This is a genomic window from Ruegeria sp. CDSB029 (assembly GCF_059611125.1).
Genome location: NZ_JBXWOX010000005.1, coordinates 19,757 through 45,886 on the forward strand (window position 1 = coordinate 19,757; position 26,130 = coordinate 45,886).

20 protein-coding genes are annotated in these 26,130 nt (G+C 54.9%); 10 read left to right on the forward strand and 10 right to left on the reverse strand.

The window, feature by feature from the left end:
• Positions 1-306: 306 nt before the first annotated feature.
• From AC2FI8_RS07570 to AC2FI8_RS07590, 5 genes are all read right to left on the reverse strand, one after another.
• Entirely contained in the window at positions 307-1,203 is an 897-nt protein-coding gene (locus AC2FI8_RS07570) for an EamA family transporter (RefSeq protein WP_496778196.1), read from the reverse strand.
• A 59-nt stretch (positions 1,204-1,262) separates the two neighbouring features.
• Positions 1,263-1,886: an NAD(P)H:quinone oxidoreductase gene (gene wrbA / locus AC2FI8_RS07575; RefSeq protein ID WP_496778197.1), complete on the reverse strand. Its 624-nt coding sequence runs from the start codon at positions 1,884-1,886 to the stop codon at positions 1,263-1,265.
• Between the two features lie 106 nt (positions 1,887-1,992).
• The gene (locus AC2FI8_RS07580) at positions 1,993-2,880 is read right to left on the reverse strand and encodes a LysR family transcriptional regulator (protein ID WP_496778199.1); all 888 of its coding nucleotides are present in this window, start codon (positions 2,878-2,880) and stop codon (positions 1,993-1,995) included.
• A gap of 1,321 nt (positions 2,881-4,201) precedes the next feature.
• Positions 4,202-4,603: an XRE family transcriptional regulator gene (locus AC2FI8_RS07585; protein ID WP_496766524.1), complete on the reverse strand. Its 402-nt coding sequence runs from the start codon at positions 4,601-4,603 to the stop codon at positions 4,202-4,204.
• 140 nt (positions 4,604-4,743) lie between these two features.
• Positions 4,744-5,199, reverse strand: coding sequence for an Lrp/AsnC family transcriptional regulator (locus tag AC2FI8_RS07590; RefSeq protein ID WP_496778201.1), 456 nt, complete (start codon positions 5,197-5,199; stop codon positions 4,744-4,746).
• Positions 5,200-5,313: 114 nt separating this feature from the next.
• Between AC2FI8_RS07590 and AC2FI8_RS07595 the strand changes: the two genes are divergently transcribed.
• Complete coding sequence (locus AC2FI8_RS07595; RefSeq protein WP_496766519.1) at positions 5,314-6,513, forward strand: methionine gamma-lyase; 1,200 nt, start codon at positions 5,314-5,316, stop codon at positions 6,511-6,513.
• 14 nt (positions 6,514-6,527) lie between these two features.
• Positions 6,528-8,891, forward strand: coding sequence for a thiamine pyrophosphate-binding protein (locus tag AC2FI8_RS07600; protein WP_496778202.1), 2,364 nt, complete (start codon positions 6,528-6,530; stop codon positions 8,889-8,891).
• Positions 8,892-9,604: 713 nt separating this feature from the next.
• Here AC2FI8_RS07600 and AC2FI8_RS07605 read toward each other — a convergent pair.
• The 3 genes from AC2FI8_RS07605 to AC2FI8_RS07615 form a co-directional block, all read right to left on the reverse strand.
• Positions 9,605-9,856, reverse strand: a complete 252-nt coding sequence (locus AC2FI8_RS07605; protein ID WP_496725206.1) for an SH3 domain-containing protein — start codon at positions 9,854-9,856, stop codon at positions 9,605-9,607.
• A gap of 318 nt (positions 9,857-10,174) precedes the next feature.
• Positions 10,175-10,312, reverse strand: coding sequence for a hypothetical protein (locus AC2FI8_RS07610; protein WP_496778203.1), 138 nt, complete (start codon positions 10,310-10,312; stop codon positions 10,175-10,177).
• 415 nt (positions 10,313-10,727) lie between these two features.
• On the reverse strand, positions 10,728-12,419 hold the full coding sequence (locus AC2FI8_RS07615; RefSeq protein WP_496778205.1) for a thiamine pyrophosphate-binding protein: 1,692 nt from the start codon (positions 12,417-12,419) through the stop codon (positions 10,728-10,730).
• 434 nt (positions 12,420-12,853) lie between these two features.
• On the opposite strand from AC2FI8_RS07615, the gene AC2FI8_RS07620 reads away from it, so the two are divergent.
• Both AC2FI8_RS07620 and AC2FI8_RS07625 read left to right on the forward strand, forming a co-directional pair.
• On the forward strand, positions 12,854-14,413 hold the full coding sequence (locus AC2FI8_RS07620) for a class I adenylate-forming enzyme family protein (protein ID WP_496766507.1): 1,560 nt from the start codon (positions 12,854-12,856) through the stop codon (positions 14,411-14,413).
• A gap of 216 nt (positions 14,414-14,629) precedes the next feature.
• Positions 14,630-15,817: a YbfB/YjiJ family MFS transporter gene (locus AC2FI8_RS07625; protein ID WP_496778206.1), complete on the forward strand. Its 1,188-nt coding sequence runs from the start codon at positions 14,630-14,632 to the stop codon at positions 15,815-15,817.
• A gap of 99 nt (positions 15,818-15,916) precedes the next feature.
• On the opposite strand, the gene AC2FI8_RS07630 is transcribed toward AC2FI8_RS07625, so the two are convergent.
• Positions 15,917-17,569, reverse strand: a complete 1,653-nt coding sequence (locus AC2FI8_RS07630; RefSeq protein ID WP_496778208.1) for an NAD-dependent malic enzyme — start codon at positions 17,567-17,569, stop codon at positions 15,917-15,919.
• 241 nt (positions 17,570-17,810) lie between these two features.
• The gene (locus tag AC2FI8_RS07635) at positions 17,811-18,779 is read right to left on the reverse strand and encodes a LysR family transcriptional regulator (RefSeq protein WP_496724624.1); all 969 of its coding nucleotides are present in this window, start codon (positions 18,777-18,779) and stop codon (positions 17,811-17,813) included.
• Positions 18,780-18,908: 129 nt separating this feature from the next.
• Between AC2FI8_RS07635 and AC2FI8_RS07640 the strand changes: the two genes are divergently transcribed.
• From AC2FI8_RS07640 to AC2FI8_RS07665, 6 genes are all read left to right on the forward strand, one after another.
• The gene (locus AC2FI8_RS07640; protein ID WP_113788396.1) at positions 18,909-19,916 is read left to right on the forward strand and encodes a TAXI family TRAP transporter solute-binding subunit; all 1,008 of its coding nucleotides are present in this window, start codon (positions 18,909-18,911) and stop codon (positions 19,914-19,916) included.
• An 81-nt stretch (positions 19,917-19,997) separates the two neighbouring features.
• Positions 19,998-22,211, forward strand: a complete 2,214-nt coding sequence (locus tag AC2FI8_RS07645) for a TRAP transporter permease (RefSeq protein WP_496778209.1) — start codon at positions 19,998-20,000, stop codon at positions 22,209-22,211.
• 4 nt (positions 22,212-22,215) lie between these two features.
• On the forward strand, positions 22,216-23,454 hold the full coding sequence (locus tag AC2FI8_RS07650) for an NAD(P)/FAD-dependent oxidoreductase (RefSeq protein WP_496778211.1): 1,239 nt from the start codon (positions 22,216-22,218) through the stop codon (positions 23,452-23,454).
• 28 nt (positions 23,455-23,482) lie between these two features.
• On the forward strand, positions 23,483-24,226 hold the full coding sequence (locus tag AC2FI8_RS07655; protein ID WP_496778213.1) for an aspartate/glutamate racemase family protein: 744 nt from the start codon (positions 23,483-23,485) through the stop codon (positions 24,224-24,226).
• A 126-nt stretch (positions 24,227-24,352) separates the two neighbouring features.
• Positions 24,353-25,063, forward strand: a complete 711-nt coding sequence (locus AC2FI8_RS07660; protein ID WP_496778520.1) for a TSUP family transporter — start codon at positions 24,353-24,355, stop codon at positions 25,061-25,063.
• A gap of 10 nt (positions 25,064-25,073) precedes the next feature.
• Complete coding sequence (locus AC2FI8_RS07665) at positions 25,074-26,090, forward strand: D-cysteine desulfhydrase family protein (protein WP_496778215.1); 1,017 nt, start codon at positions 25,074-25,076, stop codon at positions 26,088-26,090.
• Positions 26,091-26,130 lie beyond the last annotated feature (40 nt).

Below are 26,130 nucleotides of genomic sequence, written 5' to 3' on the forward strand. Positions count from 1 at the left end.
GAAGCGGTCGCCTCTGTACTCCGGCAGCACTTCTGATTTCGCTGACAATGTGGCACTCAGAAAGAGTTATCTTGATCTTTATGATGTGCGCTAGAGAACCCAGACAACCCAAAATTTGGCATAGCGCGTTTATGGGAGGATCCAACCACCGCGACGCTGCGGCACCAGAAACCATCCCCTTTATCATACGTTGGAAAACCTAGGACTTCGATATTGTTGGGTTCTGGCGAACGAGCTTGAGCGAGGCGCTGAGCCATTCCTCGCCCACTTGCGTGATTGGGCCCGTTGTTTGCAACTCTGCACCCATCAGACAGATCCAGCCGTTGCTGGTCTCCAATTCTTCACACCCGAATTGTCCCTTCGACTCACGCTCTGGCCAACCACAACAGAGCCAATAACTATGGCTGCTCCTATGGACTGGGTGAAGCTAAGCGTTTGTCCCAAGTATACCCAGCCGAACACGACAGCTGTAACAGGACTCATCATGCCGAGCAGGGAAACTGCACTGGGTTCCAGGCGCGCTATGCCACGAAACCAAAGAGCATAGGTTGCTGCAGCACCAATCAACCCAAGCCAAATAAGGCCGGCGACATTTGTCGCGCTGAGCGCAGGTAGAGGCGGCTCAAGGAACAGTGCGACTGGCAGCAGTATCAAACCACCGGCTGTTAATTGCCACGCTGTGAAGCTCAGCGCGGAGACCGGAGGTTGCCATTTCCCGCTGAGAACAGTGCCAGCAGCCATTGACGCGGCCCCTCCCAAACCCGCTGCTATGCCGATCCAATCAAGTTGTGCTTCTGGTCCGATCAGCAGCAGAGACACACCCATTACGCCAGTCGCGGCGGCTCCGAGCGCTCCAAGTCGGATTGGGGTCCCCAGCCATCCCCACGCCATCAAAATCACGATCATTGCTTGCAACGATCCTAGAGTAGCGGCCACACCGCCAGGTAACCTATACGCAGCAACGAAGAGGAGCACCCAGAACAAAGCGAAATTGAGGCTGCCTAAGACGAAAATTCGACCGAGCCATTCGCGTGGTGGAACGCAGCGCGTCACTGCAAGCAACAACAAGCCAGCTGGCAGAGCTCGTAACGCAGCCAGGGTAATCGGATAGCCAGCCGGGAGCGCTTCCGTAGTTACCAGATAAGTGCTTCCCCATACTGCTGGGGCGAGTGAAGTGAGAAGAATATCGGTTGAGCGTGACACGGTATGTCTCCCGGCTGAGGCGTTTGAGAATTTGAGTGAGGGAGTCTGAGGCGCGGGGGTTACGCTGCTTCCGCTTGCAGGTTTGATCCAGCGAGGCACGCTGCAATCCTTGCAACATGAGCGCCCTGGAACCACGCTCCGGCAAGGTCAGTTTCGGTAGGCGTGCGGGACCCATCAGCACCGGCGATCGTTCCGGCACCATATGGTGCGCCGCCAATTATTTCTTCTGATGTCGTCTGGCCAGAAAATGTGTAGGGCATTCCGGCAATCAGCATCCCAAAGTGTTGAAGCGGGACTTGCGTTGTCAGAAGGGTCGCCTCGTGCCCACCATGTTGCGAGCCCGTAGATGCAAAGACCGCCCCGACTTTACCAACCAGTGCGTTCCTGGCCCAAAGCCCACCAGCCTGGTCAAGGAAGGACTTTATTTGGCCAGCCATCATGCCAAATCGGGTCGGTGTTCCAATGATGATTGCATCATAGTGTTCCAGATCAGCCGGCAAGGCGGTAGGCGTATCATCCACGACATAGCCAGCCTGCTGGCGGACTTCCTCTGGGACAGTTTCGGGCACACGTCGAACGTCAACTTCAGTGCCGGGAACACTTCTTGCGCCTTCAGCTTCGGCATCGGCCAATGTGCGGACGTGGCCATAGCTTGAATAGTAGAGAACGAGAATACGTGACATAGGATACCTCTCAGGGCTGTGACTTGTTCCCTGAGAGAATGGAATTTGTTGCGCCGCCAATTAAGTCGCGCTCTTTGACATCACTCTTTACCTGTATTGAATAATGTCAGGACCTGAGAGCCAGGCGCAGATGATCAAGAAATGCTGTAACCTTTGCGTCCATTCCCAAGCGAGATGCTGTAACGGCGAATACTTCCGGCGCGGGCAGCTCGTGGTCAGGAAGAACTCGCACCAAGGCCCCGCTGGCTTCGGGAGCATCAGAGACGAACTCGGGCAGAGTTCCGACACCTTGCCCCGCTATCAGCAGATCCCGCAAAACGAGGCTGTTGCCGACGCGCACGCGCGGATCAAGCTCTAGTGCTGTGACACCTTCGGCGGCCGAGAGTTTCCAGCTCGTCAAATGATCAGCAAGCAAAAAGCCGATGATGGCGTGGTTTTTCAAATCCGCCGGCTGGGTCGGCGTCCCGCATCGCTCCAAATAGTCAGGAGACGCAAATATTCTCTGCCGCATCACGCCAATCCGTCGGGCAACAAGTGCCGAATCCGGCATGGCAACACGGATGCGTATCGATAGATCGAACCCGCCCTCGACCATATCGATCACCTTGTCGTCCATCGAAAGCGTAAATCGCAAATCGGGGTAGGTTTCCAGAAAATCAGGAAGCATAGGGGCGATAACGGTCTGGCCGAAAGAACTTGATGCATTCACCCGAAGATGCCCGCGCACTGCTTTTGAACCATCCCTGATGGTCTGTTCCGTTTTTTCGACCGCGTCGAGTATTCCAATTGCATCTTGGTAGTAGAGACTGCCGGTGTCAGTCAGTGACATGGATCGCGTCGTTCTGGTGAGAAGAACGGTTCCCAGACTCTCTTCCAGAAGCTTGATTTCTCTGCTCAAAAGCGCAGGAGAAACACCAAGGTCTTCCGCCGCACGGGCAAAGCTACCGCGTTCAACGATACGGCGAAAAGCTTGCATGACTGACAGTTTGTCCAATTCCAGGCCCCCGATCAGTTTTTTTTGAGCCGCCCAGTTGGGCGTAACGAACTGCAAGTTATACGACCGCGCCACTGGTGCGAAGGGGCGACACGCCTGTGTTGCTAGTGTTGATCTCAGGGCGGTTGCCAGAAAACAATCATCACTCTATTTTCGATGAGGCTAGGAGTTAGGGGCAATGGCAAAATCTAAGAATCCGCATACACCAAAAAACGTTCCAAGCCGGTCGAACAATGAAAACTCGGATCGCCCTGTCGAGAGCAGGCCTATACCGGTTAGCGACGCTGTTAGTGAGCCAACTCGACAGGAAAGACTCATGGCGATTGCAAAAGATGCGGAACGACGCCTCAAGGGTTCAATGAAGCTACTCTCTTGAAGTCGCAATACGAACTTCCAAAGGAATAACTGCACATACAATCAAAATGCAGCCTTCAATACGCTTCACCGCAAGTTACCGGCTTCCCAATGAGCACTTAGAAGCAACGGAGCATACAAAAGGTCTGGTAAACACAAGCGCAAGTCTGGTGCTGGACTAGAGCACTCCTCCCTACGATCTCTCTACGATCCCCCCTCTACACACGCGCACCTGTTCTCTCTAGGCGCATACGCACAGCTTACACGCATTCTCTATATCGGGCGCTCTTACGTGTGTCCGTTCTCTCTAGGTGCATCTATTTCCTGTTTATGAACAATCGTCGATATTTGATCTCCGGAGACGTTCGAAAGCTTACATGGCCGGATCGGGTGTGTTTGCTCTCTATGAGGTTTTATCTCAGGAGAGCTGTGCTCTGGCCTGAGTTCGATCCGCTCTCTTACGTGTGTCAGGTGTCAGCTGGCCTGTGTTTCGTCGCTCAGTGAGCTTTTCTGGCCTGTCTTCGGATATGTGTTTTCCGAGAACCGTTGTTTTTATGGGTTTGTCTGGTTCAAAGGTTTACATTTTGGTCTGAAAAACTGATTTTCGGGTGAAATCTGTCAACTTAATGTAAACTTAGTGTAAACCTTTGGCCTGATTTTGGGGTGTTTTTGAGGTCGAAAGGTTTACATCCGTCGATCCCGCGAGGGGCAGATGTAAACCTTTGTCAACCTTGTGCGACCTCAGTTCAATCAGCGAGGGACCCGGCGAGGCAGGGTTCACCAGCCATTCCTCGCCGTAATCTCGAAAACCCATTCCATTTTTCTTTGTGAGGTCGACAAAGGCGCCTCAATAGCTGCACTCGCCGTAAGGTAGGCTCCGGATCACTTCCGTTGCTCACGTCACGGAGGAACCGCAACCAGGCGCGCTCATTCAATGTTAGGTCGTCTTTCACGTCATACATGGCACCTACCTCCCGAAGATGGTCTTGATCGCCGTCTCTGACCGGCTAGTCAGCCGAGGATCGGTGTTGTTGGAGGCCTTGCGTATTGCTTTCAGCCAGCCAAGTTCATTCGACGTGACAGGTTCTCCGAACACCTCGACTACTGCCTCGGCTGCAGTGAGGCCGATCGACTGTTCTATTGCGAGGCGCATAAGGTAGGCGCCGTCGCATTCCAGAGCTTTCGCCAAAGTCGGGACTCGATCAAGTGCTACCTTGGAGCTACCTTGTTTGATCATCGTGATCATGTTCGGGCTTACGTATCCCACCTGCACCGCGATCTCGGCTTGGCTCTTGGTCGGTTTCAGTTCCAGCACCCGGCGCTCAACGTATTTTGCCAACCTTGTATTTTCGTGTGGTTTTTTGGTCATCGCAATCTTCTCAAAAGTGACGCAGCACGTGCTGCATGTCTTCTCTATAGCGATGCTGACAATGGGAAATTGCGGCGGGAAGAAATCAGCGAGCTAAAAAGTTTAGCCAGTTGGGAGCAACTCATTCTGAGTCGATCTTTCTATCCGGGCGGAAAAACAGCGGTCTTTTTAACCGTTCCATAGACAAAGCTGGTATCGATTGAGGCTATCCCACCGATCGGATGAATTCGGTGGCGAATGAATTCCTCGTAGGCCTCGAGATCCGATACCAAAACCCGCAACTGGTAGTCCATTGCGCCGGTCAGCACGTGGCATTCAAGAACTTCATCGATCATCCGAATGCGCTTTTCGAAGTTCTGAACGTCCGTTTCATTGTGTCGCTCTAACCGGATACGCACGAAGACAGTAATTGCCATCCCATACGCGGCAGCGTCAACGTCGGCGCTATATCCCTTTATCACTCCGTTGGTTTCAAGGTTTTTAACCCGGCGCAAACACGGTGAGGGAGACAAGTTTACTTCGTTGGCAAGATCCTGGTTCGTCATGCGCCCGTCCCGCTGCAACGCTCGAATGATCTGCCTATCCTTAGTGTCCATTTAACCCTCTGCTTAGCAGAATATGCCAATATCATGACTAATGATGGTATATTTCGCAACCAATAGCCCAAAGTAAAGGCGTAAACTGGCTCTAACATGTGTCAGGAGCTTGCAATGACTCGTTCAACCGGATTTGCCACCCGCGCCATTCACCATGCTTATAATCCACTGGAAAATGACGGTGCGTTGACGCCACCGCTACATCTAACGTCCACGTTTACCTTTGAAACCGCCGAAGCTGGAGGAGAGATGTTCGCAGGAGAGCGTGAAGGTCATATCTACAGCCGTATTTCAAACCCCACATGCGACCTTCTTGAACAACGCATTGCCGTGCTTGAGGGGGCCGAGGCCGGGCTAGCTCTCTCAAGCGGCATGGGGGCGATCACGGCAGTGCTCTGGACCCTGCTGTCACCAGGTGACGAAGTCATCGTGGACAAAACGCTCTATGGCTGCACCTTCGCCTTTATGCGTCATGGTTTGGCGAAATGGGGGGTCACCATCACACATGTCGACATGACAGACCCCGAGAACCTGAAAGCGGCCGTTTCTGACAAAACCCGCGTGGTTTATTTCGAAACCCCGGCCAATCCGAACATGCGCTTGGTGGACATCGCCGCCAGCGCCGCAATTGCGCATTCAGTTGGCGCAACGGTTGTCGTCGACAACACCTATGCCAGCCCGTATCTGACCCGCCCCATCGAGCACGGGGCAGATATCGTACTGCACTCTGCTACCAAATACCTCGGCGGGCATGGCGATGTGGTCGCCGGCCTGGTTGTAGGAACCGCCGAACAGATCGCTGAGATCCGCCTTGTTGGGATGAAAGACATGACCGGCGCGGTAATGGCCCCTTTCAACGCGATGCTGATCCTGCGTGGTCTGAAAACACTGAACCTGCGTCTGGATCGTCACTGTGCGTCCGCTAAGGTCGTCGCGGACTTCCTAGAAGCGCACCCCGCCGTCGGCGAGGTTTACTTCCCTGGTCTTGAAAGTTTCGCCCAGCACGACGTCGCACAGCGCCAGATGTCCCAACCCGGCGCTATGATAGCGTTTGAAATCAAGTCCGGTCTGTCCGGTGGGATCGAGTTCATGAACCGCCTGGACTTGATCCAGCGTGCGGTGTCCTTGGGCGACGCAGAAACACTGATCCAGCACCCAGCCTCCATGACTCATTCGACGTATGCGCCGGAAGAGCGGGCCGAGCATGGGATCAGCGATGGCCTGATCCGCCTGTCCGTCGGGCTGGAGGATGTCGAAGATATCCTTGCAGACCTGGAGCAAGCTTTGCCTTACCCAGCCCGCAGCGCCGCCTAAAACCGGAGATCGCCATGCACATTGATCCCACCCAACTGAAGATCGTCGAACAGCGCCTGCTGTGGTTGTCTCATTGGATGATCCACCATGCCGACCATGTCCGACCAAAGGTGGATGGGATCAAGATCGGTGGCCATCAGGCTTCGTCTGCTTCGATGGTATCGATCATGACCGCGCTCTACTTCTCGGCCTTACGCCCTGAAGACAGGGTTGCAGTAAAACCCCATGCGTCGCCAGTGTTTCATGCGATGCAGTATCTCATGGGAAATCAGACCCGCGAGAAGCTGGAGAATTTCCGCGGATTTGGGGGTGTGCAAAGTTATCCCAGCCGGACAAAGGACATTGATGATGTTGATTTCTCGACCGGATCTGTGGGTTTAGGTGTCGCAATCACCTCGTTTACCTCGCTCATTCAAGACTACATCAAGGCCAAAAGCTGGGGTTCAGACGCGCCAATGGGTCGTATGGTAGCCCTGGCAGGCGATGCCGAACTGGATGAAGGCAACGTCTATGAGGCATTACAAGAAGGCTGGAAAAACGACCTACGAAACACGTGGTGGATCATCGATTACAACCGACAGTCGCTGGACGGTATCGTCCGGGAAGGACTGTTTGAGCGGATCGAGAAAATCTTCGATGCTTTCAGCTGGGATGTCGTTCGCGTGAAATATGGTGTCTTGCAACGCGCTGCCTTCGACGAGCCCGGCGGCGACCGACTGCGTGATTGGATCGACGCTTGCCCCAACCAGGATTACTCCGCTTTGACTTTCATGGGTGGTGCGAATTGGCGACAGCGTCTCATGGACGATCTGGGGGATGTGACCGCTCTGATCGATCGGCGCACGGATGCAGAGCTTGCAGCCCTTATGGAGAACCTCGGCGGCAACTGCGTCGAGACCATGGCCCAAACATTTGCCGACATCGATCATGATCGCCCAACATGTTTCCTGGCCTACACAGTCAAAGGATGGGGCACTCCCATTGCAGGCCACAAGGACAATCACGGCGGGCTGATGAACAACAGCCAGTTCGCCGCGTGGCAGTCGCATATGGGCGTGCCAGAAGGCGAGGAATGGGAGCCGCTTGCGACAGTGCAGGACCCAGCCGCATTCAAGGATTTTCTGGCCAAGGCACCGTTCTTTGCCAAGGGTCCGCGCCGCTATTTCGATGACAAGCTGGAGGTGCCGCGGATCGAGGTCGACACTAGCCGAGAAATCTCGACCCAGATGGCGTTTGGCAAGATCCTTGACGATCTTTCAAAGGGCGACAGCCCATTGGCCGAGCGCATAGTGACGACCTCCCCAGATGTGACAGGCACAACAAGCCTTGGTCCTTGGGTGAACAGGCGCAAGCTCTTTGCCCGATCCGAACAATCCGACGCCTTCATAGAACACCAGATCCCTTCGACGGCGAAATGGGAATTCACGCCGGAAGGGCAGCATATCGAGCTTGGTATCGCCGAAATGAACCTCATGTTGCTTCTGGGAGCGGCGGGTCTGTCGCATTCCCTGTTCGGTAAGCGGCTGATCCCAATTGGCACCGTCTATGACCCATTCGTCAGTCGCGGCCTCGATGCGCTGAATTACGCCTGTTATCAGGACGCGCGCTTCATGCTGGTTGGTACACCATCGGGCGTCACACTCGCACCCGAAGGTGGAGCACACCAATCCGTTGGAACACCGCTCATCGGGATGAGCCAAGATGGGCTGGCCGCTTTTGAACCCGCCTTCGCCGACGAGCTGGCGGTGATTATGGAATGGGCCTTTGACTACATGCAACGCGACGGTGAAGGGCAGCCGGACGAGCGCACATGGCTGCGCGATGAAACCGGAGGGTCTGTCTACCTGCGCCTGACCACCAACCCGATTGAACAGCCTGGAAAACGTATCGACGACGAGTTCCGCCAAGGTGCCATCGATGGGGCCTATTGGTTACGAAAACCCGGGCCTAATTGCGAAGTTGCAATCGCCTATCAAGGAGCAGTCGCGCCTGAGGCAATCAAGGCCGCCGGTATGATTGGTGAAGGCCGTCGCGACATTGGTGTATTGGCCGTGACATCCGCAGATCGCCTGAATGCCGGTTGGACCGCCGCTCAACGAGCGCGTTCGCGTGGCAATCGAGCGGCACGCTCTCACATCGAAACCCTGATGTCCGACCTTCCGCCACACTGCAAACTTGTCACCGTCATCGATGGTCATCCCGCGACTCTCTCCTGGCTCGGGGCAGTGCTTGGACATCAGACTATCCCAATGGGTGTCGAGCATTTTGGTCAGACCGGAACAGTTGGCGATCTGTATCGCCACCACTGCATTGACGCAGACGCTATCCTGGAGAAAGTGAATGGCCTGACCCATGGCAGAACTCTTCACCGAGCATAAGTGGGCTGGATCTGGGCAATAATGCTGAGAACAAACTAGCACTGAACATAAGGTGCTGGATGACCTACTGAAAAACAAGAGCTAACCAAGATACGACAGAGGCCGGGTTTGCTCGCAATGAAACCGCAACGTTATCGCAGCGCTATCTGCCACTGAAGTGCAATGGTTGGCATTCAAGGCCCTTATTTTGTTTACCTTCACCACGGGAGCTCGCCTTCGGGAGGCAGGGGTCGGAGGTTCGAAGCCTCTCACTCCGACCAATAAACAAGGCGTCAAATGCAGGGATAATTGGCCTTTTGACCAGTTAACTTACCGTTTCGCCAACTAAAGTTACCTCTGGTGGTCTGATTTTTTTGCAAGTTCCAGCTCTCGTTCTGAAAAATCGGCTCTGCCCGGATCTTCGACTACCTGACAATTGCTGCTGTGGGGCCGACCAATCCGGCCATTCGCGACGCATGGAAAATCTTAAACTGGCAAACTCACGTTCAGCGGACCAAATCGGAGTCTTCAAAGCGGCTCTGGTAAACAGGTTTATACGCGTCGTACTCAATAATTCCTTTTAGGCAGATATTTTCGGCAGGGTCGCGACTGATCCAGCAACTGAGTTACTTACGGCGGCCAGGAAAAACAGTCGCCGGATAGCCAAAAAGCAAAGATAGTTTTTTCCGACCTTTCATAGCGCTACATAAACTGCGGCTCTTGGAATCGTCACATCACAATTTTCGCAAATAGGCCCAAGACACATATCCCTTAAGTTGACGTGCGCGATCAAGCGACACTCGGCACCAACGCGTGCCGCCAGTTTGTTCGCAACTGTGAACCCGCAGAGCGGTTCCATTCGGAAGCCCAACGATAACGATATAGCCTGTCCCCGGCCCAGCACGCATTTTCAGCATGTCACCCTCTTCGACCGCAAAAACCTCGTATCGTCCAAGTGAGGCCGCTGTTGCAGTCTCAGTGGTCATAAAAATCCCTAGAACAAATGCCGCCAAGGGGAAGAAGATTGTGTTACGCATCGGGTTTTCCTGCTTGTTGCCTCGGGCACCATCTTAGCGAACCGGATCGACAAGCGGAACAATTCCCAGCAATTACTTTAGACGCCGTTCGGCATCCAAAGTGTGGTCAGCCCGAAATAGCGCTTCGCAAAGGCAAACGGATGTTTGGTTTGTCGATGCGCCTCTGGCGCAAGGAACTTCGACTGCATCCTGCAGTTGCAGCGTTGTGACCTCATCCCAATGACCTGAATTGTTAGACACCATCGGGGTCCGGAAGGTGACGCCATCCTAGTCACCGTAGCTGAGAGCGTTTTCGACCAGAACCGCGTCCACGATTTTTTGTACGTGGGTGTTCGGCACCTGAATGGCAATCCGCAGACCAGTCTCGGGAGTGAACCTCTCGTTATTGAGCTTGGGAAAGATCATGGTTATCGCCAACAGCTTTTCCGATCAGAAAACCCAATTTGGCGGCAATTCGGGAAAAGACGGTTCGTTATCGTCCATACCATCACTCTCATTCCAGGCCGTTAGACCCGTCATCGGCTACTGGTCGTGACCTGCCGGGAATGGACGACGTCATGCAAGTCGAAAAACAAGCCGACCAGACCGGTGTATAACGTTACGAGTATCCATGCTGTTCGCTGTACCCAACTTGTTACGCCGTTGCTGATCGAATCCCAAATGACAGAACCCACGCTGACGCTAGTTACAAGAAACCAGACGAGCATCGCCCATTCAGCAAACTAATCCCCTATGTTCGGCGGAATAATCGCTGTGGATTGGATTGCGCCCGCCAGACTTTGTCAATCAACCGACAGCCCGGTTTGTCCCGAGTAACTCTCTATTTGCATCGATTTGGCCGACCGTTGTTTCGCGCGACCTGATTGCCCCACCGCAACAGGTTGACGTTGCAATCGTCCCGATCAATCAGAACCTCGATCAGGCAAAGACCATCATGGTCCAATGCTGTTTTGATGGCCAAGTCCAACTCGCCTTCTGTTTTCACCTTGCATCCCCAGGCGTTACCCTCTCCGGCGCCAAACACGTCAATCAAACTGGCGTAGTCCCAATTCTTGATGGTGTTATAAGGGCCATCGTGGATTTCAACTTCGATCGTGTAGCCGCCGTTGTTGATGAGGAAAATAATCGGCTTTGCGTCATACCGGATCATGGTCGAAATCTCTTGGGCGGTCAGTTGGAACGAACCGTCGCCAATGCACGAGATCAACCGGCGCTTCCTGTTGCCTAACGCGTATCCCAGCGACGCACCGACAGACCAGCCAATGGATCCATACTGCATTTGTATCTCGAACCGCGTGCCTTCGGGCAGTTTGGTCTCAATGCCGTTGAACCATGAATCACCCGTCTCCACGAGTAACGTGCTGTCCTCATCCAGCATCTTCTGCACACGGGCGAATAGTTGGCGAACCATCACCGGTGTTTCGGCATCACCAGGCTCGGGCGGGATTTGTTCGGTTCTGACACGTTCGAAGGCCGCGACAGCACCGCTGTTCGGCGTAAGTTTGTCAGTCAACGCATCCAGAAACTCATCCATGCGGACATTGCTGAAATGTGTGTCACCCAGCTGTATGGACGTCGGATGCACCATAACCGCTTTGCCGGGATCAAAACCAAGCTGATGACCCGTCGTGGTGTAATCCGTGAAAACAGGCCCAACAAACAGCAGCCCGTCCGCGGCATCGACAATTTCCCCACAGCCAGGTGTGCTGACTGGCCCCCAATAAATCCCCATGAAACTTTCGTTTGTCTCAGACAGAAAACTCTTGGCGTTGGGCATTGATGCCTGGGCGTATTCGCAGGCCACGGCAAGGCTTCGCAAGGGGCGTTCGGCCTGACCCGCGCGCACTTTGCTTCCCGCGACAAGTACTGGCCGCTCTGCCGCATTCAGGAATTCAGAAACTTGTGCGACCGCAGTCGCTAATGTGTTCGGATCACTGCTGGACTGCCTGGCGAAACTACGCGGAACGGGCGCGGACGTAGGTGCACCCGCAATGTTCGAAGCGATTTCGATATAGACCGGTTTGCGTCGAAGCATTGCGGTGTCTATCGCCCTGTCGATCGCTACAGGCGCAAGGGACGGATGATGAATCGTGACAGCCTCCGCGGTGACGCGGGCGAACATCTCGCGCTGGTAATCGTAATCAACTTCGCCAAGCGTGTGGTGCAGGTATTCCCACTCGGCTTCTGAGTTTGTGTTCGGCCCACCGGAAATCGCGATCAATGGAAGATCTTCGGCATAGGCGCCTGCGACGGCATTCAAAAGGCTCAACCCTCCGACCGAATAAGTGACGACGGCCGCTGACGGCCCCCCGGTTGCGCGGGCATACCCGTCCGCGGCGTAGCCTGCGTTGAGCTCGTTACAGCAACTGATCATTCGCAGATCCCGATTGCCAAGCAGCTCATCCAGCAGCACCAAATTGTAATCGCCGGGAACCACAAAATAATCTGCAATTCCAGCTTCTTGCAATCTCTTCGCCAGATATGATCCGACAGTCCAGCGCTCTGTTGCCATGCCATTATTCCAATACAATTTATCAAAAAGAACTTGGCACATCCTATTCACGAAAGCCGGATTCGCAAAACCAAGAGAGTTGCGCTTGGCTCTGTCACAGAGGTGTTGGAAGCGGAAATCTGTATTAGATTAGTGGCTGCTGTTTGCGCAAAGGCTCTACTATCGGTCTGCGCGGCCAACCTGCCCAATGACATTGCGCGATCAAATCAACAGAAAGGAATCTGAGCCTGAGGGGGCTTTGGTGGCAACTCGAACCACGGATTGGGCAAATTCGCGTTCTGCAGGCGTTCCTGCCGCTCCCTATAGGAAGTGGAAAACAATGCAGTATGCTCGATCCACCGACCAACCGATTGAGAGGTTGGTTTCCGCTCGTTGAGTGTCCACTGAGGAAAGTTGGTGGCCCTTCGGAAGCGGGTTGATTTGGAGAGAAAAGCATGCCGGTAACCGGGCCGCCGCTGGCCGCTCCTGCGGATTTGGCGAACCTTTTTCGCCGGGGATTGTCGGCGGACCCCAAGGCGATTGCGCTTTACGCTTTGGACGGGGCTTTGACCTGGCAGGAGCTGGATACCGCCTGTACGCGGCTGGCGCTTCGGTATCTGAGCCTGGGGCTTAATCCGGGGGACCGAATAGCTTCGATTATGCCGAACCGGGCGGTGTTGGTGATCCATTATCTGGCCTGCATGCGGGCCGGTTTGGTGGCGATGCCGCTGAACTATCGCTACACGGCCGCGGATATCGACCATGCGCTGGGGTTGGCGACGCCGGCGGCGCTGTTGGTGCATGGCGAACGCGCCAAGGATGTAGCCGCAGTACCAGGCATAGGGCGACTTCCTTTGAGGTTGATATCCTGTGCAGGCGAAGTGGACGGGGCACTCGCCTTGAAGGACCTGATGGATGGTAAGGCTGAGGGGACACTGCCGACGATTGGGGCGGACGCGCCAGCGTTTATATTTTTTACTTCCGGGACCACGGGCAAGCCGAAGGGCGTGACGCATAGCCATGCCAGCATGGGGGCTATGGTGGCAAGCAATGCTCAAGGATTGGGGCTGGGACCCGGGGATGTGGTGCTTCCGGCGTCGTGGATTTCCCATACTGCCGGGTTGCGGCTGACGTTCGCAGGGCTTTGGGCCGGTGCCAGAACGAACGTAGTGCGGCAGTTTTCGCCCGACGAACTCCTGGGGCTCCTGCGACAGACAAAGCCGACAGTGGCGCAGATATTGCCCGCGCCTTTGGCTGCATTGGTAACGGGGCACGGTGCAGTGCGCGAAGACTTTGGTTCATTAAGAACGATGATGGCAGGTGGCGACAAACCCTCGCAGACACTGGTCGACGCCTTTGGCGCGTTGGCGGGTGTGCCGATCGGGGCGTTTTATGGGATGACGGAAATGGGGACGTCACATTCGAACACCCATGGAGGAGTTGAGAAAGTCGGTTCCATTGGATTGAACAATCCAGGGTATGTTTCGGCGCTTCGTGATGAGGCTGGGGTGGAGGTGCCAGTGGGAGTGGACGGCAGGCACTGGGTCAAGAGCCTGACTATGATGACGGGGTATTGGGACGACCCGGGTGCGACAGCGGCAGCGTTTCGGGATGGCTGGCTCGATACAGGCGATTTGATGCGACGGGATGAGGATGACTATTTCTGGTTCCGGGGGCGGCAAAAACAGATCATCGTGCATGACGGCTCGAACATCAGCCCGGCAGAGGTGGAAGATGTCCTGACAGCGCACCCCGCCATTGCAGCGGCGGTTGTGGTTGGGGTGCGAGACGAGATGCACGGTGAAGATGTATGGGGATTTGTGAGCTTGGTCGAAGGGGCGAAACCGGTACGCCCCGGAGATATTATCGACTTCGCGCGGAAACAGATCGGATACAAGGCGCCGGATGTGGTTCGGATAGTTAATGCATTGCCGTTGACCATGGGTGGCAAGCTGGACCGAATGGCGTTGAAACGGATGGCAGCGAAAGAAAGCGGTGCCGCGCACGTGCTCTGAAGCCTTTGGCGGTTGGATCGCATTGGCGGACGGCTTGTTCATATGACGTAAGCAAAGACTGCAGACAGATCGACCGGAAGCAACCCTTCAACTCACATCAAAATAGTACAATCTCAAATTGTCCAAGCAGAGCTGCAATGCGCTGGGGCCGATTAGCTGGGATTGCACGTCCAAGCGCATTGGGGCACGGTGACCGTTCAACTTGGAAGAATGTTCATGGCCACCGCAAAACCTACCAACCCGTGGCTCATATTGCTGGGCCTTGCGCTTGGGGTCAGCATATCCAACGCATTTGGTCGCTTTGCATACGGACTAATCCTGCCATCCATGAAAAGTAGCCTTGGCTGGAGCCTCACTCAATCCGGTTGGCTCAATACGGCCAATTCGATTGGCTACATAGTGGGTTCGATTCTAACGCTTTTGCTGATCCGGCATTTTTCTCCGTCGCGGTTGTTTGCAAGTGGAACTGTGGCGACCGCACTGTGCCTTTTGACGACCGGGTTTGATGAAAGCCTTGTGTTTCAAACTGCCTGTCGTACTTTGGTGGGACTGTTTGGTGCTCTTTCCTTTGTGTCAGGCGGCGTGCTGGCAGCATCGCTGTTCCAGAGCAGCGCCCGAAAGAATGCGCTGGCCATCGCCTTATACTTTGGCGGTGGCGGCGGATTTGGCATCGCGCTATGCGGCGCAACCCTTCCGAGTATGTTGGACCATTTCGGACCACAAAATTGGGACTGGGCGTGGATCGGGGTCGGGTTGGTGGCCCTAGTCATTTGCCCGTTTTCGGTTTGGGCTTCCACAAAATTGAACGAAACCGAACACGACACCGCGCTTCCTTCCATCCCACCGGTGCGCAAAATGCTTGGCCAACTCGGCGGGTATGCGCTGTTCGGATTGGGTTACATTGTCTACGTCACTTTCATCTCTGTCTGGATGAAAGAGCAGCATTCCAGTGTCCTGTTGACTACGGCAACATGGATGGTTCTTGGGGTCAGTATTATGGCGTCTCCTTTTGTTTGGCGCGGGGTCTTGGCCCGCTTTTCATCCGGAACGCCGTTGGCGCTGATCCTTACTGGGGTTGCATTTGGATCAGCCCTGCCAATCCTGGTTCCATCCGGATATGGATTGATTTTGTCGGCACTCGTGTTCGGACTGTCGGTCTTTATGCCACCCACTGCAGTCACCAGCTTTGTCCGTCAGAATGTGGATCAGCAGGATTGGGGCGCAACCGTTAGCTTTTTCACAGTTGTTTTCGCTATTTCACAGACGCTGGGACCTATCGGGGCTGGTATCATTGGCGACTTGACCGGAGAAATTGGAGATAGCCTTGTCGTGGCCTCTGCGGTCCTGCTGATGGGCGCCCTTTGTGCTGCGATGCAAAAGCCACTCAGGCGGGAGGCGGCGTAGCCGCCGTATTCAGGACCATGCTGATTCATTCCCTACTTGGACGCCGTGGGCTCTGGATGCGCAATGAGAAACCTTCCGGTCACTCCAGCCTGATCTGCTTTAGGCAATCTCCTCATAATGCGGGGTCCAGAACTTCGCATCTATCGCCGCTTTCAAATCATTCCCTGTGGATTTAGGCGCAACCCCATCCAACTGCGCCTGTTTCCCAACGGCAAATGCGATTGCTTTGCTGGCCTCGCGAATGTCCCCCACATCGGGCAGCAAGCTGGCTGCGCGATCGGACTTCGCAGGTGACAAAGTGGCAAGCGCCTCGGCGGCGGCCATGAACATTCCGTCCGTGACGCGACGCGCGCCTGCCGCCAGCACACCCAGTCCCATACCAGGGAAAATGTAGGAGTTATTGCATTGCGCCACATGGTGCGTCTTACCGTTGTAGACAACAGGATCAAATGGGCTTCCGGTGGCGACCAATGCATGACCATCTGACCAGCGGATAATATCCGCAGGCACAGCCTCAATTCGCGATGTCGGGTTCGACAGCGGCAATACAACGGGATGATCAGTGTGAGCTGCCATCGCCCGAATGATCTCTTCAGAGAACAAGCCTGCCTGACCGCTGACTCCCACCAATATGTTGGGTTCGGCGTTGTTAATCACATCCAGCAGTGAAATCTCACCATCGGACCAGCTCCCCACTTTGGTGAGAGGTTGGACAATTTGCGTTTGGAACGGCAGAAGGTCCGTCATCGCATCGGTTAACAACCCATTCCGGTCCACCATGTAGATGCGCGCGCGTGCCTCGGTCTCGGGTAATCCTTGGCGGATCATGAGCTGAACCAGTTGCTCAGCGATACCCACTCCTGCTGATCCCGCTCCAAGAAACGCGATGGTAGCGTCCTTTAGCGGAATGCCGGTGACATTTGAGGCAGCCAGCAAAGTGCCCGCCGTTACCGCCGCCGTGCCCTGAATATCATCATTGAATGTACAGAGCTGATCGCGATACCGCGCAAGCAGAGGTGCCGCATGTTGCTGTGCGAAATCCTCGAACTGCAGCAACACATTCGGCCACTTGCGCTTTACCGCCTGCACAAAAAGATCGACGAATTCAAAGTACTCATCTCCGCTGACGCGCTCTTTCCGCCAGCCGATATAGAGGGGATCTTCCAGCCGTTCCTGATTGTTGGTGCCGACGTCCAGTACCACCGGAAGCGTTTCAGACGGGCTTATTCCACCCGCAGCGGTATAAAGCGAGAGCTTTCCGATCGGAATTCCCATGCCGCCCGCGCCTTGATCGCCCAAACCCAAAATCCGCTCTCCATCGGTGACGACTATGGCCTCGACAGAGGGCAGGACGGCGTTCTCAAGTATGTCATCAATCCGGTCACGCTCGGGGTACGAAATGATCAATCCGCGTGGGTGATCGTAGATCTCACTGAACCTCTTGCAGGCGTCACCCACAACGGGTGTGTAAATTATCGGCATCATCTCGGTTAGATGCCGCACCAATAGAGCGTAAAACAGAACCTCGTTGTCATCCTGCAGGCCGCGCAGATAGACATGCTTATCCAGCGGCGTCTCCTCACGTTCAAAGGCGGCATAGACACGGTCAACCTGGGTTTCGAGCGTTTCGACGTGTGGCGGAAGAAGACCCAGCAATCCAAGTTTTTCTCGTTCGTGTAGAGAAAAGGCAGTACCTTTGTTCAGGAGCGGGTTTGTCACATAGTGCAAATTTGCAGGATCAGTATCGGCCATAGGATGCCCTTTCGGATCGGCACGCACAAGTTGCACGCATCTGTCCGGTAAGGTCAGCATTATACGACAAAAAATGCAACGAACTTGCGACTGGAACTTTCCCGCATTGTGCCAACACACTCGCGCGCGATCGCGTGCCCGAGTAATTCGCGGCCCAGAGCCACCATTCGTCGCGTTACTGCATATTGGTCAAAGCCGCCCGTCGATCTCGCTGAATTTAGGGTACGCCAGCTAAAAAACTTCAACTTTGCTCGCCTCGCGTGCCTTCAATCGATGTGGCGCGAGGGTTTGCCATCACCGCTTCCAACTTCCTCAACACTTCGGCTTTCCAACCTGCTTTGATCTGTATTGCCAATTGGGACGGTGGCCTGTGGTCGGGTTCGAGGAGAGCGTATTCATATCTTAATGGTTTCTCGAAAGGTAAAAACACAAGCTTTCCATTGGATAGATTAAGCTCTTTTTCGGTCGCAACAGTTAGCGGGTCAACGATGCTGCAACACTGCCCCGAACTGACAAAGGGGATAAGAGGTAGAAAATACTGGCAGGTAACAGTCTGATTGTACTCGGCGGCAACGTCCTCAAACTCCTGCCGGACTTTCCGTTGGAACGGGTGTGAAGGATGCAGGCCGCCCATTGGCGTTCCGTCAAGATCCGATAGTTTCAGGATCTTGCGCGACGCAAGAGGATGTTCACAGTCAATAGCACAGAAGCAATCAGCCCGGATAAGTTCAGCGGAATACTGGGGTTCTTTGCCGGCTGAATGCTCGAAGTCAGCAAAGCCGAAGTCGATATTTTGCGTCCCGGCAAGCTCCATAATCTGCGGTGAGCTGCGTGTCGAAAGCGTGATCCGAATATCGGGGTTTTCACCAACTGACTGGCTTATGAAACGTGGGAACAAAAAGGCAGATGGACCGGGCATCGTTGCAATATTCAAGCTTCCGGCATGCCCTTTGATGAGTCCTTCCATCGTGCTGGAGATCGTCGCGAGGCGGTCCAAAATACCCGTAGTCTCGGCTAAGAGATAGTGCGCCTCGGGGACTGGCACCAATCGTCTTCCCTTACGTTCGAACAGCGTCAGGCCCAATGTCTTTTCAAGGTTTTTCAACGCAAGGCTAATCGCAGGCTGCGTGCGATTTAGTTTCTTGGCGGTTTGAGAGATGGAGCCGGTCTCCATCACCTCACGAAATACGGTTAGCTGAGTCAGGTTCATAATCTAAAGCATAAGCAAAACTTTAGTTTAGTGAAATATAACAAATTTGCATTTATGAAGTTTGTCTCTACGCTTGCAGGATCGAAGTTTGGGAAAACCAAAACCGAAATTCCAACAAGGGAGATGATAATGAAATTTGTGAAATGCTTGACTGGTCTTGCATTGGCGGGCGCGCTGGCAGCCCCTGCGCTGGCGCAGGACCCAACGTTCTTCCGTATTGGCACTGGTGGCGCTGGCGGCACTTACTTCCCCATCGGTGGTACCATCGCAAACGGAATCTCCGCCCCTCCGGGATCGCGCCCGTGTGAAGAAGGCGGCCAGTGCGGTGTTCCGGGCCTGATCGCGATCGCGCAATCCACCACCGCTTCGGTCTTCAACAATGCCGCCGTGCAGAACGGAGAACTTGAGGCCGGGCTGGCTGCAGCCGACGTCACCCGTTCGATGTATCTGGGTGAAGGTAAGTTCGAAGGCAAACCTCATCCCAAACTGCGCATCGTCGCCAACCTGTTCCCCGAAGACCTGCACCTGGTGCTTCCGGCCGGCTCGACGATTAATGATCTGAGTGATCTGGAAGGCAAGCGCGTTGGTATTGCGCAGGCTGGTTCCGGTACGCAGGTTGCCGTTTTGCAGATGCTGGATGCATGGGGCGTCAACCGTGACAACATGGATGAGGCCGAGCTGAACAACAGTCAGAGCGCCGAACGTCTGGCCGATGGTCAGCTTGATGCCTATTTCTATGCCGCAGGCTGGCCGGTTGCAGCGATGGTGCAGCTGTCTTCGACAAAAGGTATGAACCTGCATTCCTTCTCCGACGAAGATCTGGGCAAGATCAACGAGATCATTCCGGCCTATATCCCCTCAGCCATTCCAGGTGGCGTGTATGAAGGCATCGACGGCGAAACCAAGACCCCTGCTGTCAGCGCGATGCTAGTTGTGTCATCAGACCTGTCCGACGACCTGGTCTATGAGCTGACCAAGGCGATGTGGAACGACAACACCCGCAAGCTACTGGATAACGGTCATGCTAAGGGCAAGCAGATCACCCCTGATACCGCTCTGGATGGTGTCGAAGCACTGGGCGTTCCGCTGCATCCGGGTGCGGAGAAGTTCTACAAAGAAGCCGGACTTCTTCAGTAACCCGTTCTCATTTCAACTCATCGTCCGGTGCCCCTATTTGGGGCACCGCACACTCTAAATGCGCGAAATCAGGGGGCCATCATGTCCACGACTAAGAATCTTGATGACCACGAACTCACAGCCGAAGAATTAGCGGCCATCGAAGAACAGTTCGACGAGGGTGCCGCCGTCCGGCAGGTTACGCCGACAACCGGCAAGGTCCTGCGCGTTGTGGCCCTGATCTTTGCGTTTTACGAATTCTTCACGGCCGGTTTTGGCCTGCCGGCAGATCACTGGCACATGGGCATCTATCTGGCACTGCTGTTCATTCTAGTCTACGCGACGATCCCGATTATCGGGGCCAAAAGCCTTTACGCGCTAAAGGTCAGTAGGTTCCGGATTGGCAACATCCCTCTTTACGATCTGGTCTTCATGGCCCTTGGGATCATTGCGGCGCTGTATGTGGGCGTCGCCTGGCGGGGCATTCCGTTTCTTGGGATTGAGGAACAGACCTTCCGTATGGGTAACCCCAACAGTTATGACGTGATTTTGGGTGTGATCATCATCCTGCTGGTGCTGGACATCGCACGCCGCACGCTTGGTTGGGTTCTGCCGCTGATCATCTGCGTATTTATCTCGTATGCGCTGCTTGGCCCCTATTTCCCCGGTTTGCTACAGCACCCCGGCGTGAATTTCAAAACCTTCGTATCGTCGATGTATTTCCCGCAAGAGGGCATCTACGGCGTCACGTTGTGGGTCGTCTCGACAATCGTTTTCCACTTTGTGCTGTTTGGCGTGATCGCGCAACGCACCGGGTTGGGGCAACTTTTCATCGATAACGCCACCATTTTGGCGGGCCGCTATACTGGCGGTCCGGCAAAAGTGTCGGTGGTATCCTCGGCCTTCTTCGGCACGATCTCGGGTTCTTCGGTGGCCAACACCGTATCAACCGGCGCGCTGACAATTCCCAACATGAAGCGCCTTGGATACCCCGGCCATTTTGCGGGTGGGGTCGAGGCTGCTTCCTCGGCCGGTGGTCAGATCACTCCGCCGATCATGGGTGCCGCTGCCTTTATCATGGCAGAGTTTCTTGAGGTTCCCTACACCACCATCGTTATTGCTGCTATTTTCCCAGCACTCCTGCACTATGTTGGCGTCTTTGCTGTCGTGCACCTGATGGCACGCAAGCTGAACCTCAAAGGTCTGACCAAAGAGCAACTGCCGCAGCTCAAAGCCGTCTGGGCCGAAGGCTGGGCCAACATAGTGCCCCTAATCGGCCTGCTAGTGGTTCTGTTCACGGGTTACACGCCCTTCATGTCGGCCTTCTGCGGCATATCACTTGCGGTAATCGCGGGCATGTCGCGCTTGAGGCAACCACCGACATTGATCTACGCGGCAGCGTTCCTCAGCTTTGTACTGTGGAAGTTCTCAGACGGCGGCTTTGATCTGACCATGACAACAATCCTGTGCGGATTGACGGTGGTCGCAACTATGAACCCTCAGAAACGCATCGAAGTGCCCGAGATGCTGCAGGCGGTAGAATTGGGTGTGAAATACTCGCTGGCCGTGGGCGCCGCCGCTGCTGCGGTCGGTATCGTGGTAGGCGTGATCAACACCACTGGCATCGGTTTTCGCATCGGCTTCATGGTTACGCAGGGCGCAGGCAACCTGGCATCAGATCTGTACAACATGATCTCGTTCGGCAGCTTCCAGTTGTTTGCGATGGAAGACCTGCAATTGTTCATCTCTTTGGTTTTCATCGCTATTGTCTGCATTCTGATGGGCGCGGGCATCCCTACAACTGCGCTGTATATCATGCTAGTATCCGTTGCGCAGCCTGCGCTGGCGCAGCTGGGCGTGCCACCCATCGCCAGTCATCTGTTCGTGCTTTATTACGGTGTGGTATCCGAGATTACGCCACCGGTCTGTACTTCAGCTTATGCGGCTGCAGCCATTGCCAATTCAAACCCGTTCCGAACGGGACTATCTGCCTTTACCCTTGGATTGGGCAAAGTGATCGCGCCCATGGCCTTTGTCTATGCGCCGGTGCTGCTATTCGTGTCTTCAACCGGGTTTGACCTGTGGGAGTTCACCTATACTGCGACCAGTTGCATCGCCGGGGTTATTGCCCTGTCAGCAGCCGTGGTCGGGTATTGGTTGAGCCCGCTGAATATCGCATCACGCATTCTGATGGCCATCGCTGGGATAATCTTTGTCGCGCCCAGCCTGACTGCTGATCTGATCGCGCTGGCCGTGGCATCACCTGTCATCGTCACCCAACTTATTGCCCGCAACCGCAGTCACTCTCCGGCGTGAAACCATGACAGAACCAGCGACCATCATCGGCGCAGGGATCGTCGGCATTTGTTGCGCTTTGTCGCTACAAGAGCGCGGAATTTCTGTTCGGCTGATTGACCGCGGTCTACCGGGGCAGGAAACCTCATTCGGGAATGCAGGTGTAGTGTCGCCGTGGTCAATCATTCCGCAAGCGATGCCAGGCATTTGGAAATCTCTGCCCCAGATGCTACTGGACCCTAAAAGCGCACTTTCGGTCAGAACCAGTTACTGGCCAAAAATGATCCCCTGGGGCCTGCGGTTTTTGGGAAACTCCGGCGAAAGGTCAGTGCGCGAAATCTCGGACGCGATGGAGCTTTTGTGCCGCCCTTCTATTGACCTGTATCGTCGTCATCTTCAGGGCACCGGACACGAAAATCTGATTACCGACAGCTACTATATTCACGCATTTCGCCATCGGAAGCAGGCTGATCTGAATGGGCTTGGATATCTGATCCGCCAGGAAAAAGGAGGAGATCTGGAGCTTGTCGATGGTGTCGAGCTACGCGGCCTGGAACCTGCACTGTCAGAAGAATTCAAAGCCGCGATCGTGATAAAAGGTCAGGCACGCGTAACCTCACCAGGACGTGTTGGGGCGGTTCTGGCTGAAAAAGCGCGCTCGCAAGGCGCAGAAATAGTACAAACCGAAGTCACCAGGCTGGCAACGGCTGAAGATGGTGGTTGGCAGATTACAACCTCGCAGGGCACGATGCGTGCTGCCAGCATCATCCTCGCGGCCGGTGTGTGGTCCGCCGACCTGCTGAAACCATTGGGGATGCCTGTGCCGCTTGTGGCCGAACGGGGCTACCATGTCGAATTCCCTAAGCCCTCGGCCCAATTGAACAATTCGGTCATGGATGTAGACGCAAAGGTGGTCGCAAGTTCGATGCAGGACGGTCTGAGAGTCGCTGGCACGGCCGAATTTGGTAGCGTCGACGCGCCCGCTGATCCACGCAAGAAAAAAATCCTGACCGAACAAGCCAAGGCCATGATGCCGGGCCTCGATGCAAGCGAGGCGCAGTTTTGGATGGGTCGACGTCCGTCCTTTCCGGACAGTTTACCCGCGATCGGACCAGTTAACGGGCGGGAAGGGCTCTATACCGCGTTCGGGCATTCTCACTATGGGCTGATGATGGCGCCGAAAACCGGCGAGCTTGTGGCCGATCTTGTGTCCGGTCGCAGCCCAAATATCGATCTGGCCCCGTTTTCGCTGGCCCGGTTTTGAACCTTCAAATCAAAAGGATCAGATGACAATGCCAATCTACCAAGGTGGCCAGAACATTTGCGGGGCGTCAATTGGTGTTCTGTGCCTTGAAAGCTATTTTCCAAAACCGCCGGGTCACATCAAGAACCCTTCCAGTCTGCCATTTCCGGTTCTGTATGAGATGATCGACGGTGTGACGGTCCCGACCTTGCTGAACAACCCTTCGCCCGAGTTACTGGCACCGTTCATCGAAGGCGCCAAGCGGCTTGAGGCTGAAGGCGTGCGAGCCATCACAGGCAGTTGCGGCTTTCTAGCCTTGTTTCAAAAAGAATTGGCAGCTGCGGTTTCAGTGCCTGTCTTTGCCTCCAGCCTGATCCAGGTGCCGCTGGCCTTTCACATGACCGGGACCAACGCGCCAGTGGGCGTGCTAACCGCAGATGCATCCGCATTGACGCCCCGGCATTTCGAAGGTGTCGGTGCATCAGGAGTTCCTGTGGCCGTGAAGGGATTGGAAGATACCACAGAATTCGCCGAAGTGATCTTGCGGAGCACACGGACCCGGATGGACACGGACCTGATCGAGACCGAGGTCTTGGATGCGGCCCGTAATCTGGTTCTTGAAGCTCCGGACATTCGGTCGTTGGTTTTGGAATGCACGGACTTGCCGCCTTACGCATCGCGGCTTCAGGAAGAACTGCAGCTTCCTGTCTTTGACCTGACCACACTGGCGCAAATGGCGCACGCTGTGACGACCCGGGTGCCATACTCGGGACTGATGCCGTGGCAGCGCTGACCGTACCAAAGCGGTCACTGAAAGAGAAAAAGAATGGACGCTGGCGGGGACCTCGGAATATCTGAGGCCTTGCGACATTGCCTTGATCCATAGGAGTTTTGAGTGTCCGTCGACCTGTCATTCCTAATGATTGCCATCTGCCTTGGCGCAATGCTGCAAGTCGGAGTTGGTATCGGGTTCAGCATCATCGCGGGACCGCCCATGATGATTTTGCTTGGCACGTCGACGGCAGTTCCAGTCTTGCTCTTGTTGAACACGTTTGTTTCATTGGTAGCGACAGACCGGCATATTCTAAAAAACAACCGTCAACTAATCCGCACCGCGGTCATTGGATGCTGTATCGGGGTGGCCGGTGGCCTTGTTGTGTATCCCTTTTTGAGCGAAGCATTTGTTCTTGCCCTGACGGCGTGTCTACTGCTGATCGGGTTGATTACGACCTTGCTTCCCTTGCGGGGATCCATTGGCAACGCAGGGTTTTCAGTCGTTACAGGACTGTCTGGGCTTGCGACTGTTTGGGCGGCGACACCGGGCCCTCTAATGGTGTTCGGTTTGATAGCAAAGGGTCGTTCCGCCAAAGAGGTGGCAAAGTTGGTTCAACCCATAGCGCTGGTGGCATACGGCATCGCCTTTTTATTGCACAGATTGTCCAACGCGCAGGCAATCTCATATGAACCGCAAATACTGGGGTTTGTTGCGATAACTCTGATCGGCAGCCTACTTGGTCGTGTGGTAGGCCCTTACTTACCACAGTCGGTGGTCATAACAGTGATCCGCGTGGTATCCCTGATTGCCTGCTTAGTTTTGTTCTATCGCGCGCATTTAATAGCTTGGTCTTGAAGGTTACACGATGACACAAAACGATTATCTGCACAAATTTCCACGCGCCCAACTCATGTCCGGCCCAACTCCTTTGGAGCGTCTGGACAACTTATCGACAGAACTGGGCATCGATCTCTGGCTGAAACGTGATGATCTGACTGGGCTTAGTTTTGGTGGCAACAAAACACGGCAGCTTGAATTTTATCTCGGAGATGCGCGTCAACAAGGTGCTGATACCATTCTGATCACCGGCGCCGTTCAATCCAATTTCGTTCGGTCTGCGGCCGCTGCCGCAGCCAAACTGGGCATGCAATCCGTGCTTCAGTTGGAAGAGCGTGTCCCTGACATGGGGGCGGAGTACTATTCGTCCGGGAACGTGCTGCTGGCGCAAATCCTGGGCGCCGAGCATATGAGTTACCCTGAAGGAGAGGACGAAGCGGGAGCCGACGCAGCGCTGCATGCGCGCGCAGTTGAATTAAAAGCCAAAGGTCACAAACCGTACGTTATTCATCTGGGGCTGGGCCATCCGCCCTTGGGTGCCTTGGGCTACGTCGTGGCCGGACAGGAATTGTATCAACAGATGCCGGATTTCGACGCGGTCGTCGTCCCCTCGGGTAGCGGTGCCACGCATGGCGGACTGCTGACCGGTCTGGCGTTAGAAGAAAGCACTGCTTCGGTGTATGGGATTTGTGTGCGCAGAGATCGTGAAAAGCAGCAGGCCCGAATGAAGGTCGTTCTGCAAAAACTTGCGGACTTGCTGGATATTGACGCAGGACTTCTACAGGACAAGATCGATGTTTTTGATGAGGCCTTGCCGCCGGGATATGGCAAAGTAAATACAACCACGCGCGCTGCATTGAAAAAGATGGCCCGGGTCGAGGGGGTTTTCCTTGACCCCGTTTATTCTGCAAAGACATTCGCTGGCTTGTTGGACCTCGTAGAAAGCGGAAAGATCAAGTCGGCGGAGAAAGTCATTCTGCTGCACACAGGCGGGCTGCCTGCACTCTTCGGATATCAAAGTGAATTGATGGACAGCCCGACCTGAAGCATTCGTAGCCCATATACGTTTCAGTAACTTGCTTGCC